At 78.5% G+C, this 14647-nt stretch carries 4 protein-coding genes (1 of these 4 cut by a window edge); 3 read left to right on the top strand and 1 reads right to left on the bottom strand.

What is annotated here, in order from left to right; genetic code table 11:
- The 3 genes in view from Sya03_RS12120 to Sya03_RS12130 are tightly spaced (at most 58 nt apart) and all read left to right on the top strand, a layout consistent with a single transcriptional unit that may run on beyond the window.
- A protein-coding gene (locus Sya03_RS12120; RefSeq protein WP_203938579.1) for a DUF8616 domain-containing protein crosses the window boundary here: on the top strand, positions 1-12060 show its 3' portion. It extends 16434 nt beyond the left edge of the window; only the last 12060 of its 28494 coding nucleotides appear in the window; the start codon falls outside the window, past its left edge; its stop codon occupies positions 12058-12060.
- Entirely contained in the window at positions 12057-12659 is a 603-nt protein-coding gene (locus tag Sya03_RS12125) for a type VII secretion system-associated protein (protein ID WP_203938359.1), read from the top strand. Before Sya03_RS12120 ends, Sya03_RS12125 begins: the two co-directional genes overlap by 4 nt.
- Before the next feature lie 58 nt (positions 12660-12717).
- The gene (locus Sya03_RS12130; RefSeq protein WP_203938360.1) at positions 12718-13761 is read left to right on the top strand and encodes a hypothetical protein; all 1044 of its coding nucleotides are present in this window, start codon (positions 12718-12720) and stop codon (positions 13759-13761) included.
- A gap of 4 nt (positions 13762-13765) precedes the next feature.
- Here the strand turns inward: Sya03_RS12130 and Sya03_RS12135 are convergent, their stop codons facing one another.
- The gene (locus tag Sya03_RS12135) at positions 13766-14584 is read right to left on the bottom strand and encodes a hypothetical protein (protein WP_203938361.1); all 819 of its coding nucleotides are present in this window, start codon (positions 14582-14584) and stop codon (positions 13766-13768) included.
- Between the last annotated feature and the right edge of the window lie 63 nt (positions 14585-14647).

The following is a 14647-nucleotide window of genomic DNA, read 5'->3' on the forward strand; positions in this document are numbered from 1 at the left end:
GGCCTCACCCGCGTCACCCGCGGCCGCCCGCCGCGGCTGTTCGACACCGAGTTCACCACCCACGACCCCGACCCGGACGACCCCTACGCCGAGGAGGTCCCGGTCACGATCGACCAGCTCCTCGACAACCTGCTCCTGCCCCCGGCCCCCGGCACCCCCGCCCTCACCCCCGAGATCTTCGGCATCTACACCCACTTCCCCACCCTCGACACCGACAACGGCCGCCTCCCCTTCCCCCTGCACCTGCTCGAACTACGCACCTACGGCCGCAACACCGGCATCGACGGCATCCGCGCCAACTTCACCACCCTCCGCACCCTGCTCACCGCCCTCGCACCCGCGGCGCGCACCCGCCCCGCCGTCCCACCCAAGCCCGCCGCCCTGCGCTCCGGCACGTGGGCCGGCTGGGCGCCCCCGGCCACCGCCCCCGCGACCGCCGCCGTGCTGGAGCGCGACCTGCGCGCCGCGACGGGCGGCCCGGCCGGTGACGCGCCGCCGCTGCCGGGCCGGCGCGCGGAGCAGGTGCGCCACCAGGTCGCCGAGCAGGTGGCCCAGGGCCGCGACCCGCTGACCGACCCGCGGTCGCCGCTGCACGGCACCGGCTACGCCGCCGGCGACCCCGAGCCCGTCCGGATGGCGCGGCTGGCGCTGCTCAACCTGACGCCCGACGGCCGCGCCCGGGTGACCGCCGACCCGCTGTTCCAGCGGCTGCTCGACGCCGGCCCGGACGTGCTCGGCGCCGCCCTGCGCGGCGGCGCCGGCGTGGACGGCCGGCGGTTCGGCAACGCCGACGCGGCGGCCGCGCTGAACACGGTGGCGCGGTCCGCGGCGCCCACCATCGTGGCGCAGCTGGCGCTCGGCCGGTCGGTCACCGAGCAGATCCGCGAGACCCTGCGCGAGGTGCAGCGCACCAACCCGGGGCTGCTGACGGAGACGGACCGGGCCGTGCCCGCGCGGACCGTCGCGGGCCTGATCACCGACCGGCTGCGGGACGCCGACCGCGAGTTCGGCCTCCTGCACGCCGAGGCCGAGCGCCTGGTCCGTGACGGCGTCGCCGACCCGGCCGCGTGGGCCGCGCTGAGCGACCGCTGGGGCCGGCAGATGCAGAAGCTGGCGCCGATCGTGCCGCCCTGGCCCGCCACGGCGGCCGGCTTCCCCGTCCTGACCCGGCAGCAGCCCGGCCGGTGGGTGGACGCGGTGCGCTCGGCGCTGGCGTCGCGGGTGGACCGCGGGGCGCGGCGCCGCACCCCCGTCGGCCTGGACGCGTACCGGCAGACCCTCGGCCGGGTGCTGGAGCCGGCGGCCCTGCCCTCGCCGGCCCTGGCGCCGCTGACCGGCACGGCCGACATGCCCGCGTTCTGGCAGTCGCTGCGCGACGGCGGGCCGCAGGTGCTCGTCGACGGGCCCCGGCACCGAGTGATCGGCGCCGCCACCGACGCGGACGGGCACGCCGTGTTCGTCGTCGGCGACCCGGCGTCGGCGGGGCCGCCGGTGCGGCTGCGCCCGGCGCAGCTGCCGGCGTGGCTGGGCGACCGCCCCGTCCTGGTGACCGGCCCGGCGCCGGAGCCGGACCCGGCGGACGGCGTGACCCGCAGCTCCACGGCCACGGACTTCTCGTCGCGGACGCCGTCCGACCTGTCCCGGACCGACTCCGTCACCGCGGCCCGGCAGGCCGAGCAGGTGCAGGCGGCCTGGCGGGACGCCACGGCGGGCGCGGACCGGGCCGCGGGCGCGGCGGTCGACGACGCGGTGGCCCGCTGGGTGCGGCACGAGGGCGCCGGCCCGCAGGTCCGCTCCTTCGTGGACGCCACCCGGGCGGTGCTGGCGGCCGTGCGGGCGCTGCCGGTCGACGCCGGCCCGGCCATCGCCGACGCCGCCCGCCGGCTGGTGGCCGACGTCCGCGCCAACCAGTACGCGCACACCTGGCACAACGCCACGTACGCCGACCGGGAGCACGCCGACACCGACAGCGCGCGGTTCGGCACCGAGGTGCGCCGCCACCGCGGCGCCCGCCGCCACCCCGACGACGTGCGCGTGCTGACCGAGCACGCCGACGACTCGCTGGGCGACCTGCTCACCGGCCGGCACGCGCCCGCGGGCGCGTACGTCGTGTCGGCGCACTTCTCCGGCGAGGTGCCCATCCACGCCGCGGCGATGCTGCTGGACCCGGACCGGAAGCTGGTCGTCGAGTACGACCTGACGTACTTCCTCGACGAGCAGCGCGCCCGCGAACGCGCGAGCCTGACCGCCGACGCCGACCGGGTGCCCGCGGAGACGCTCGTGCGCCGCGGCCGGGACCGGGCGCAGGCCCTGCGCGACGAGCTGGTGGCGCTCGGCGTCGACCCGTCCCGGATCACCCTGCGGCAAGTCTTCGACGTCGAGGGCACCGGCTACCGGCGCACCATCAGCGACACCCACCGGCAGGTCGCCGAGGCGTTCGAGGCGGACGAGCCGGGCGCCCGCCGCGCGCTGCGCGACGCCGTCCTGGACCAGCCGGGCCGGCGCACCCGCGCGGACCTCGGCGCCCGCGCGGCGGCGAAGCTGGGGCTGGCCCCGGGCGAGCGGGTGGCGCTGCTGTGGGTGCGCCGGTCGGCGCGCAACGCCGGCGGCAACTACCCCGAGCTGGACATGACCGACGGCATGCTCGGCCGGCTGACGGCCGGGCTGCGCCGGTCCGGCGGGCCGGACGCCCCGCCGACCCGGGTGGTGCTCGTCGGCGACGACCCCGGCGCGCACGCCGCCACCCGCGACGACCACCTCATCACGTTCTGGGACGACCCGGCCCTGACCGGCGGCGGTCCGCGCCTGGACCGCGCCGAGCAGCTCGCCGTCATCGATTACCTCACCGAGCACCACGGCGCCGTCGCCGTCGGCATGGAGAGCGGCGCGCTGGAGCTGCCCGCGCTGCTCGGCACCCCCACCGTCTACCTGGAGCAGCGCGCGATGCGCGGCGACAAGGCGCAGCGGTGGATGTTCGTCTCCGGCGCCGCGATCGGCGACGCCGTCGACGCCCCGCCGGGACCGGCCGGGCCGGTCAGCACCCTGCGCCGCCAGCAGTTCGAGGCCCCCGTCGAGTGGCTGCACCACGCCGGCACCGTCGGCCGGGTGCTGGACCGCGCCGCCGGGCACACCATCGGCGAGGTCACCGCCGCGCTCCGCGACGCCCTGCACGGCTGGCGCGACGCCATCGCCGCGTACGCCGCCGCCCGCACCGCGTCCACCCCCGACGCCGTCGACTGGATCACCCGCGCCGACGACCTCGCCACCGCCGTCACCGGCGTGCTCACCGTCGCCGACACCGGCAACGCGGCCGCCTTCGCCGACCGCGCCCGCACCCTGCTCGACACGTTCCGGGCCCACCTCGCCCCCGCCGTCACGCTGACGGACACCGAGCTGGGCGGCGTCCGCGACCGCATCGCCGTGCTCGACCAGCAGCGCGGCACCGTGCCCGCGAAGGTCACCGTCGCGGACATCGTCAACCGGATGGCCGACGACCGGGCCGCGGACGAGCCGCAGAGCTGGTATCCCGACCCGGCGCTGCACCTGGACACCAACCGCGTCCACGAGCGCGACGACGACGACACGATCTTCCAGCTGTACGCGCTGCGCAACGAGGTCCACACGTTCGCCGCGGACGTCGCCGGCACCCCGGCGCGCGGCGTCCACCAGCCCGTCATGCACGCCTGGGCCGGCACCATCACCCACCTGCGGCACCGGCTCGACGCGCTCGGCGACCGCGCGGCCGGCTGGGTCCCCGCCGGGGACGGCGGGCGCGGCGGCCCGAACCTCGCCGAGCAGCTCCACGACGAGCTGGCCCGGCGGTTCGCCGCCGCGAACGACACCATCGGCGACCTCGTCGCCGAGCGCGCCGCCATCCTGACCAACGACCACGCCACCGCCAAGAAGCCGCTGCCGCCGGCCGTGTGGCGCAACCGGGCGCAGGCCGTCACCGACCTAGCCGCCCGGTACCGCGACGCCGGCCTCGCCCACCCGCGCCTCGACGACGCCCTCCGCACGATGTACGACACCCTCGGCATCGAGCGGCCCGCCGCGGACCAGCCGGCCACCAGCGTCCCGTGGCGGGCCGACGAACAGCCGCCCGCCGGCTGGGTGCGGCCCGTCCCGGCCGGCACGTACCTCGGGGACCCGGCCGACGACGACGCCCGCGCCGCCGCCGAGGCCGTCACCGCCCGGCCCGGCCGGCACGCCCTCGTCGCGCGCGGCGTGCCCGTCGACACCCCGGACGGCGTCCGGCACATGCCCGTGGTCGACGGCCGGCCGGTGCCCGGGCACGTCGCCGCCCGCTGGGTGGCGGCGAACCCCGCGTCGCGCACCGCCGACGGCGGCCGCAAGCCCCTCGACCTCGTCATGGGGTACGCCGCCGCGGCCGGCGCCCCCGGCGACGCCTACCACGCGGCGGTGTCCCGCGGCTGGCGCGACGCCGACGTCCGGGCGTTCCCCGGCGCCGTGTTCACCACCACCGGCGGCCACCTGGTCGGCGGCGACCCCGACACCGGCGGCCCGGCCGCCGGACCCACCACGGCGCACGTCGCGCACACCCCCGCCGGGCCGAACGCGGCCACCGTCCACCGCACCCACGACACCGCGCAGCCCCCGCCGGCCACGGCGTTCCGCCGCTGGGGCGCCCCCACCCCGGCCGCCGAGACCCGCCACCGCCTGCGGGAGCTGCAGGCCCGGCCCGAGGTGCGGGACGCGGCGGCACAGGCGGCGGCGAAGCTGCGCGCCGTCATCCAGGGCCACCACGGCACGGCGGCCGCGCTGCTGCGGCACGGGCCCACGCTGGCCCGCCTGCGCTCCGCCGACCCGGACACCCGGCTCGACGCGGTGTTCGGCGCGCTCAGCTCCGACGGCACCGCCCAGCTGCCGAAGATCGTCCGCGACCTCGTCGTCGCGGGCGCGGACGGCGCGCGGCTCGGGCTGGACCCGCAGCTGGTCGCGCACATCGCCGCCGCCACCGGCGGCCCCCGCCGCGGCGAGCTGACCGCCGACGCCCTGGCCGCCGTCCACCGCGCCACCGCCCAGGACCCGGACTCCCTCGCCGTCGTCCTCGGCGACCGGCCGTCGCCCGAGGCCGCCCGCGCCACCCTGCTGCTGCGCGCCCTGGGCCTCGACGAGGACGCCACCGACGCCCTCGTGCCGGCGCTGACGCTGTGGCTGCGGGTGCGCTCGCCCGGCACCCCCGCGGACGCCGTCCGGGCGGGCGTGCTGCTCGGCGGCGGGATGCCGCCCGTCGACGCGTACACCCTGGACATGGAGCCGACCACGGTCGTTCCCACCGCCCTGACCCGCCGCACGCTGTTCCAGGACTCCGGGCGCATCCAGTCGGTCAGCTTCACCCCCGACCCCGACGAGGACACCCTCGACGTGCGGCGGTTCCTCGCCGGCGACTTCACCACGTACGTGTCGGACCCGGTCAGCAACGAGGACGACACCGCCGCCCGGCTGGCCATCGAGGACGGCGCCGCCGGCCGGACGCACGAGGAGCAGCGGCAGGCGTGGCAGCGGTACAACCGGGAGAAGGCCGCCCGCTCCGCGGTGCGCCCGATGCCCGGCGGGGGCCGCCCCGGGCTCGGCGACGCCGACGTCCTGATCGTCGACAGCCACGCCGGGCCGGAGACGTTCGCCGTCCACGACCAGCACACCGACGCCCACTACCTGCTGCGCGGCGACGGGCTGGCCCAGGCGATGCGGTCGCTCGGCTCGCTGGACCACCTCGGCGCCGACGACCGGGTCGTGTTCCTCGGCTGCAGCTCCGGGCGGCTGCCCCGGCCCGGCGGCGCCGCCCACGACTTCGTCCGGCAGCTGCGCGCCTGGCGGTACCGGGGCCGGGGCACCGCCGCCACCGGGCCGGTGCACGCCCTCGGCGACACCCCGGCGCCCGGCGCCCCCGCCGTCGCCGTGCTCGACGGCGGCGCGTTCGCCGACATCGACCCGCCGGCCGCCGGCGACCCGCCCCACCGGTGGGGCGCCGCCGGCGCGCCCGCCCCGGGCGCCGAGCCGTGGACCGTCCACGACGACCCGCCCGCGGGCTGGCTGCACCACGTGCCCGGCGGCACCTACCTCGGCGACCCCGCCGACGCCGCCGGCCTCGCCGACGCCCGGGCCGTCCCCGACCGGCCCGGCCGGCACGCCCTCATCAGCGAGGGGTACGCCGTGCCGACACCCACCGGCGTCCAGCACATGCCGGTGGTCGACGGCCGCCCCGTACCCCCCGAGGTGGCCGCCCGGTGGACCCGGACCAACCCCGCCGCCCGCACCGGCACCGGCGCCCTCAAGGACCTCGACCTGGTCATCTGCCGCGCGGCCGCCACCACCACCGACGGCGACCAGGACCACGACCCCGACGCCGCCTGGCACGCCGGCGTCTCCCGGGCCTGGCGCGACGCCGACGTCACCGCCTCCGCCCACCCCGTCTTCACCACCCCGCACGGCCACGTTCTCAGCGCCACGACGGAGTACCCCGACGGCCGGCCGGTGCTGAGCGCCGCCACCGCCGCGCCGCTGCACACCGCCCACACCCCCGGCGGCGAACCGCCCGCGACCCGGCACACCCGCACGGCCACCCGCTTCCCCGACGGCGTCGGCGACGTCGCGCGCCGCTGGGGCCCGTCCCGGCCGCCGCGGCGGCCGGACCTGCCGGTCGTGACGTCGCTGGACGCGCGCGACGTCGTCGTGCACCGGTCGCGGGACCGGCACGGCGACGTCGTCGAGCTCGACTTCCCGCTCGGCGAGCGCAACCTGACCGACATGATCTACGCGCGCCGCCTCCAGCAGGAGACGGTGTACGGGGTCCAGACGCCCGACGGCGTGCCCGACTTCGCGCCGATGCCCTGGCGCGGCGACCTGCTGCGCCGGTCCGTCAACGTGTACGCCGACGGCAGCGGGTACGCGCTCGTCGACACCCACAGCCACGGCCGGGTCCGCGTCGACGGGGCCACCCTCGGCCGGCTCGCCGTCGACCTCGGCCTGTTCGACGGCCGGTACGGCGCCGACACCCAGGTCATCCTGTGGGGCGCGCACACCGGCGCCGACGACCGCCCCGGCGGCCTGGCCCACGACTTCGCCGCCCACGTCCACGCCCACGCCGGCGTCGCCGGGCCCGTGTTCGGCCCGACCAGCGCGGTGAACTACGCGAACACCCTCTACCGGGTGCTGATGCCCACCGGCGGCGGGTTCCGGGCCTTCGAGCCCGGTCACCGGCCGGCCGAGCCGGACCACCGGCCCGTCGAGGTCGAGATCGAGGTCGAGGAGCTGGAGTCCTCCGACGAGTCCTCCTCAGGTGACGACGCGGCCGCGCCCCGCCCGCACGACACCGGCGCGGTGCGGGCCGCCGTGCACCCCGGCGCGGGCGGCGACCCCGTCGCCGTGTCGGTGCTCGGCGACCCGGCCGTCGCCGGCCAGGTGCACCGGCTCGCCGCCCGGCTGCGGCCCACCGACCCGCTCACCGTGGTGCACGGCGGCGGCATCGGCGGCGGCACGGTCGAGGGGCAGCGGGCCCCGGCCCCCTGGGACGGCCGGCCCCGCCCCCTGGTGGCGTTCGTCCAGCGCTCCGCCGACGGCACCGGCTTCGCCGTCCCGGGCCCCGCCGGCCGCACCGACACGGTGCCCGCCCGCGACCTGCTCGCCCGCCTCGCCGCCGACCCGGCCGTCGGCGCCGCCGTCCGCACGGACCGGCCGCTGCTGATCGTCCCGGTCGGCGAGGGCGCCGCGGCCCTGCCCCCGGACGAGGTGACCGCCCTCAGCGCCGGTCGCACCGCCCCCCTCTATTACGTGAGCGGCACCGCGGCGACGGTCCGCCCGCTCAGCTCCCGCCTCCTCCTCGCCGACGGCACGATCACCACGGCCCCCACCGGCACCGCCACCACCGCGCCGGCCCCCGCAGGGCGGGCCCCTACCGCGCCGGCCTCCGCGCCGGCGCGCCCGGCGCCGGGGCCCTCGGCCGAGACCGGGCAGGCCGGCACCGGGGGCCGCGCCGGTGTCCCCGCGGACCTGGCGGGCATCCTGCCGCCGCAGGTCATCCGCGACCCCGACGGGGCCAACACCGTCTTCAGCTTCATGACCCGCGACGACGCCCACCCGGACATCCAGCGCTGGGCCGCCGCGCGACCCAAGCTGCGCCAGGGCACGGTCACCGTCCACCCCGGACCCGGCGGCACCGGACCGGCGCGCCAGGAGACCGCCGCCTGGGCGGGCAGCCTCGGCCGCGACCCCATCCTGTTCGCCTTCGACCGCACCGAGGGCGACACCTTCACCGTGCCGACGCGGACCGGCACCCGGGACCTGACCCCCGAGCACCTGGTCCGCCTCCTCGCCGCCGGCGCGAACCTCGGTGCCGCCGCCGAGAACGCCTCCCTGGTGCTGATCGTGCCCGCCGACCCGGCCGGCCCCGACCCGGCCCGGCTGGCCGACGCCGTGCTGACCCTCGCCCGGCGCGACCACGGCTTCCGCGGCCAGGTCCACATCAACACCACCCCGGCCACATTCACCGGCGGCACCCTCACCCTGAGCAACAACGGCACGTTCGCCACCGCGGGCGAACCCGCCGCGACCCCCGAACCCGCCCCGGCCCCCGAACCCGCCGCGGCGGTGCCGCTCGCCGACGCCGACGGGACCGTCTTCGGCGTCACCCTGTCCGCCGACCCCGCCGCCCGCGCCGCCGTCCGGGCCTGGGCCCGGTCCCGGCCCCTCGCCCGGCACCACCGCTACACCGTCCGCCCGGCCGCCGGCTCGCCGGACGCGCCGGTCACCGCCCGGCTCCGCTGGTCCGCCGCCGACGGCCGCCGCCCGTACGTCATCCACGTCGACGCCACGGCCGGAGACCGGTTCCTCGCCCCGAGCCCCATGACGGCGGCCGAGATCGCCGCGTACGCCGACGAGCAGATCGGCCTCGGCGCCGCCGGACCCGACGCGTCGCTCGTCGTCATCGTGTCCGCGCCCGCTCCCGGCACGGACCTGACCGCGCTCGGCCGGAACCTCGCCCGCGCCGCCCGGCAGCGCGGCTTCCAGGGCGCCGTGCACCTCAACGGCGGCCCCGCCACCTTCGAACCGGGCAAGCTCACCGTCCACGACGGAGGCCGGTTCGCGAACATCCAGGTCGTCCCGGCAAAGCCGGAAACGGCACCGGCCGAGCAGGCCCCTGCAAACCCGGCGCCGGATCAGTCCGCCGGCACCGCCGACCGGGAGCGCCGCCCCTACGCCACGACCCCCGCGCCGGCCGCCCCGCGCCCGGACCGGCTGCGCCCCACCGTGCTGCGCGACCGCCGCGGCGACGAGGCCGCGCTCTCGCTGATCGCCGACGGCACCGACGCCGAGTGGGCCGGCACCCTCACCGGCGCCATGAACGAGCACTTCCGCGACATCGTCTACAACAACACCAGCGAGAAGCCCGGCGAGAAGACGACGTTCAGCCACAACCCCTGGGCCGGCCCGCACCCCCACCCGTCCGGCCACCCGCTGCCGCTGTTCGTCGAGTTCGCCGCCGACCGCCGGCACTTCGTCGTGCCGGCCCCGGGCGGCGGGGTCCGCACGGTGACCCCGGAGCGGCTGGCCCGCGAGCTGCAGGACGACGAGGCGTTCCGGCGGCTCACCGGCGGCGACCCGCGCCGGCCGGTGGCGCTCTGCTTCGCCGAGCAGAAGGACTGGCGGCGCGCCGAGATCACCCGGACGGTCACCGCGTTCGCCGACGCCCTCGCCGGGCACGGCGGCTTCCGGTACGTGTGGCACGCGCCCGGCGGCCTGCGGCCCACCCGGCAGTGGATGACCGTGCAGGAGCACCCGTTCGAGCTGGTCCGCGAGCCGCGCCTGGACGACCTGGTGGTGCGGGAGCTGCCGGGCGGCGGCATCGAGTTCCCGCTGGACGACGACGCGTCGGCGCCGGCCGGCGACGCGGCGGGCCGTGGCGGCGTCCGGGTGGTCGCCGCCGGTGACGGGGAGCGGCTGTGGGTGCGCACCCGCGACGGGAGCCGGATCGCGGTGCGGCCCGCGGTGCTGGCCCGCGCCGCCGCCACCCACCCGGTGGTGCGCGCCGCCCTGGACGACCCGGACGCGCCGGTCACGCTGGTGTCGCCGCACGCCGGCGACCGCGACGACGCCGGCCGGGCGGGGTACGACTTCGCCGTCGGCCTCGGCGTCGACACGACGGCCCGCCCGGTGTACGCGACGACGGGCGCGACCGGCGACGCCGTCACCCGGATCGCCGGGGTGCTGTCCACCGCCCCGGAGGCGCTGACCGCGGCCGACAAGTTCGGCATGTCGTCGGTGTTCGTGCTGCCCGGGCACCGGCAGCCGGAGAGCACCGTGCGCGCCGCGATCGACGGCTGGAGCGCGGCGGCGAACCCGTTCGGGCTGGCCGAGTACGAACCCGAGCCCGGCGCGTTCCTCGGGGCGCCGACGGGCTTTGGCACGGGCGGCCCGCTGTTCGTCCAGGTGAGTTCGCCGGACGGCGTGCACCTGGACATGCGCGACGAGCTGTGGCGCCCGCTGGAGGCGCCGGCCACCGACCTGGCCCGCTTCCTGGCGGCGTCCCCCCGGTTCCGGGAGCTGGCGGGCGCGTCGTCGGACCGGCCGGTCGTGCTGCTGCTGCCGGACTCGTTCACGCCCGCCACCGCCGCGAAGGTGCTGGCGGCGGTCAGTGCGGGCCTGCGCGAGCGGGGCTTCTACCGCACCGTGCACGGCCTGCTCGGCGCGCGGCTGACGGACCGCGGCGGGATCAGCGCCCCGACGTGGTCGCGCCGGCTGGTGCCGGGGCCGTTGCAGCCGCACGAGGTGCAGATGACCGAGATCCTGGGCCCGGACGGCGAGCTGGCGGGCGTCGACTTCTGGAGCCGCACGGCCGACCTGGCGTTCGACACCTCGTTCGTGCTGCACAACCCGCCCGCCGGCCCGGGGGCGTACACGAGCCTGGAGTCGAGCGACGGGCCCGACGGGGTGACGCACCAGCTGAGCACGGGCAGCCGGTTCGCCATGATCTTCGAGCACGGGGAGCCGACGGCGAACATCGTGCGGATGGGCAACGGCGGCGACAAGGTGTACGTGCAGGGCGACGTCATCCACGACCTGATGGACCGCGCCGGCATCCTGGCCCGGTTCTCGCCGGACCGCTACGACAGCTTCATCGCGATGATCTGCCTGGTCGGCCGGAACTGGCCGGCGGGGCCGATGGCGGAGTTCAGCCGGCGGCTGCGCCGCCGCGGCGACGACCGGCCGGTGCTGACGGCGAGCAACGTCGTGCACGTCAACCCGGACGGCCCGCTGGCGGTGGAGAGCGGCGGCGTCTACCACACGTTCGCCGCCGACACGTCGCTGCCGCCGACGCCCGCCCTGGAGCCGGTCGCGACGGAGACCGACCTCGACCTGGACCCCGCCCCGGCGCTCGACCTCGACGTCCCCGCGGACGAAGAGTCCGAGTCCGATGTGGACCCGGCGGACCGGCCCGAGAGCCCGGCGCCGTCGCACCCCGCCAACCCGGCCCGGACCCTGCCGCTGCAGAAGCCCGGGTACGGCACCTTCGGGCTGCTGTTCCCCACCCGGGACCAGTACTTCTACACGATGCCGACCGTCGTGGAGACCTTCGTGCGCGAGACCGGCTCCTACTCGTTCTCCGGCTTCGGCGGCGCCGACGGGCTGCCGCTGAGCGCGCCGGTGCCGCCGTGGGGCGGCGAGCTGCCGTTCATCGTGATGGTCGGCTCGCGCGACGGCGCGACCCTGGCGATGCGCAGCGCGGACGGCGACCGGGACCTGCACCGGCCCACCGGCGACCTCGCGGGCCTGCTGGCCGGGACGCCCGACTTCCAGGAGATGACCCGGCGCGAGCCGGGCCGCCCGGTGGTGCTGCTGCTGCCGGACTCGATGGACCGCGACACCGCCGAGCGGGTCCTGACCGAGCTGTCCGCCGGGCTGCGGGACCTCGGCCTGGCCCGCACCGTCCACGGTGTCCTCGGCCACGAGCTGCTGCCCAGCGGCCGGCTGTCCGTCCCGTCGTGGGTGCGGACGCTGCACCCGGACGGGCTCCCGGCGGCGGAGCGGACGGGAGCGCGATGACCACCGGCGTACCCGCCCACCACCTGCTGCTGACCGACCCGCGCTGGCGGCCGGGCGACGACGGCGAGGAGCCGCCACCCGGCGCGGTGGTCGGGCTGTGGCCGGTGCACCCAGACGGCTCCACCGGCCCGTTCAGCGCGAACCCCGGCCACCGCCCCGGTACGCCGGACGCGCCCACCGACCCGCTCGACGCGGCGCTGCGCCTGCTCGCCCGGCGCCGGTTGCCGCCGGCCCGGGTGCGGCTGCTGCTGCGCGAGTCGCTGGTCGACGTCGCCCTCGACGCGTCCGGGGCGCCGCTGCTGACCGCCTCGCCGGACGCGGCGACCTGCGTCATGGTGGCCACGGCCGGCGCGCACGCCGAGCGGATCGGCGCGCCGCGGTTGCTGCGGGCGGGCGTCGCCGAGGTGGCCGCGCTGCTGGACGACGACGTCGACGTCCTGGTCAACCCGGGCGGCCCGGCCCCCGTGCGCCTGACCCGCGACTTCTGGTGCGCCACCGCCGCCCTGACGCCGGCGGACGCCGCCGCCGGCCGGGCGCCCCGACGATCGGGCACGACCGCCGCACCGGAGGGAACGGGCCCGCCGCAGCCGCCCCGGTGACCGGCGCCCGCGACTAGCGTGGCCCGCGGGCATCCGCAGGCGGAGACGAGGAGGGCCGATGGCCGCGACCGACACGGGCACCTGGCACCGGCTGCTGCTGCGCCTCGGCGGCCGGCTGCCGGACGGCGCCCTGGCGGCCGCGCGCGCCGCCCTCGCGGCGTCGGGCCCCGAGCACGCGGCCGCCGTCGTGGCCGGCGCGGTCGCCGAGCACGCGGTGCCGGTCACGCCCGCCGAGGCCGGCGCCCTCGGGCTGCCGCCGGACAGCGGGCCGCGGCAGGACGACGCCGCCGCGCCCGGGTACCGGTTCGCGCCGAGCCGCGAGCCCGTCGGCCGGTCGTTCGACGGCGGCCCCGCGCTGCTGCTGGACCTCACCGGCGCGCACGCCGGGCTGCGGGAGGCCGCCGCCGACCGGGTGGACGACGACGCGATGGCCGCCGCCGCCCGGGCCGCCGACCCGGCCGCCCTGGTGGCGCTGTGGCGCGCCTGGCGGTTCGCCGGCGGCGCGCCCGCCCGGGTGTACCTGCTGGAGGTGGACCTGCCCACGGCCGAGCTGCCGGGCGTCACCGCGCACGTCCAGCGGGCGCTGGCCGCGGCCGGTGTGGCGGACCCGCAGGTCGAGGTGTACGCGCCGGACGAGGACCTGCCGGCGTACCACCGGTTCGCCCGCGGCAGCAGCGCCCTGCTGTGGGCACGGACCCGGGCGGGCGCCATCACCACGGCCCGGGTCTTCGACGGCGCGGACCCCGAGGCGGGGCCCCGGTTCGCCGACGACCACCCGCGGATCGACGACGCGGAGGAGCGGCGGCGGCTGCTGGCCTGGCTCGCCGCCGGCACGGTGCTGCTGGCCACCACCGAACGCGGCCGCGACGTCCTCGACCCGGACCGGGGCGCGGTCGTGCCGCTGAACTACCGCACCGACGGCGCGTGGGTGTGGACCGACGCGGTCGCCCACTACCTCGACGTGCACCACCTGGCCCCGGACCCCGGGCTCGCCGATCACATCCGGTCGCGCGGCCACGCGCTGCCGTCGGTCGACGCGGTCGCCGGGCACCGCGCCCTGGCGTACCTGCTGAACCCGGAACCGGCGCCCGCCCGGCCGTGACCGGTCACGCCCGCCAGACCGGCTCGGCGCCGGCCGGGCGGAACAGGGTGGCCAGCGCCCGGTGCCGCGCCACGTCGCTGACCAGCGCGGGCACCATGACCTGCCGCTCCTGGATGTGGTCGAGCAGGCGGGCGTCGGGCGCCAGGCCGTACTCGCGCACGTAGTAGGCGACCGTGTCGGTCCAGATCCACCGCCCGTCGGTCCGGAACGACATCGGCACGACGGGGCCGAGCTGCGGGGCGATCACGTCGCCCATGAGGTCGGTCGAGCCGAGCAGCAGCACCCCGTCGTCGAGGTAGCGCTGCACCGTGTCCCGGACGGACCCCTCGCCGGGGTGGCCGAGCCACTCGTGGTCGTCGTCGAACCGCGGCCCGGTCACGGGGTCGACGGCGTCGAAGACCCGCGCCACCGCCAGGTCGCCGCCCGGCTCGGCCGCCCACAGCAGGGCGGACGCGTTGCGGGCGGCCAGCGCGGCGGGGTCCGGGTGCTCGCCCGCGCGGTACACGGCGACGTCGGTGCCGGCGGCGCCGTCCGGGTCGAGCAGGCTGGTCAGCAGCCCGGCCACCCCCCGCGGGTCCGCGACGGACGAGTCGGTCTGCAGGACGAACACGCGCCGGCGGGACCCCGGGCCGTCGAGCCGCCAGGCGCGCCACAGCGCGACCGCGCCGGCCACGTCGGGCATGGCGTCGGCGGCGACGGCGTCGACCTGGTCGAGCAGCGCGGACGGCGCGCCGCCCGGCCGCGCGCTGAGGTCGAGGACGGGCGGCATGTCCCGCCCGCGGTAGGCGTCCGGCAGCGCCGGCACGAACGGGTAGCTGCTCACGATCCCCATTCCACTACGGGCGCCGCCGCGACCGGCGCGGCGGCCACGGTTCCTGCCCCTCGT

Origin of the sequence: Spirilliplanes yamanashiensis (assembly GCF_016863475.1) — a bacterium.
In the GTDB taxonomy this organism is placed as follows: Bacteria; Actinomycetota; Actinomycetes; order Mycobacteriales; family Micromonosporaceae; genus Spirilliplanes; species Spirilliplanes yamanashiensis.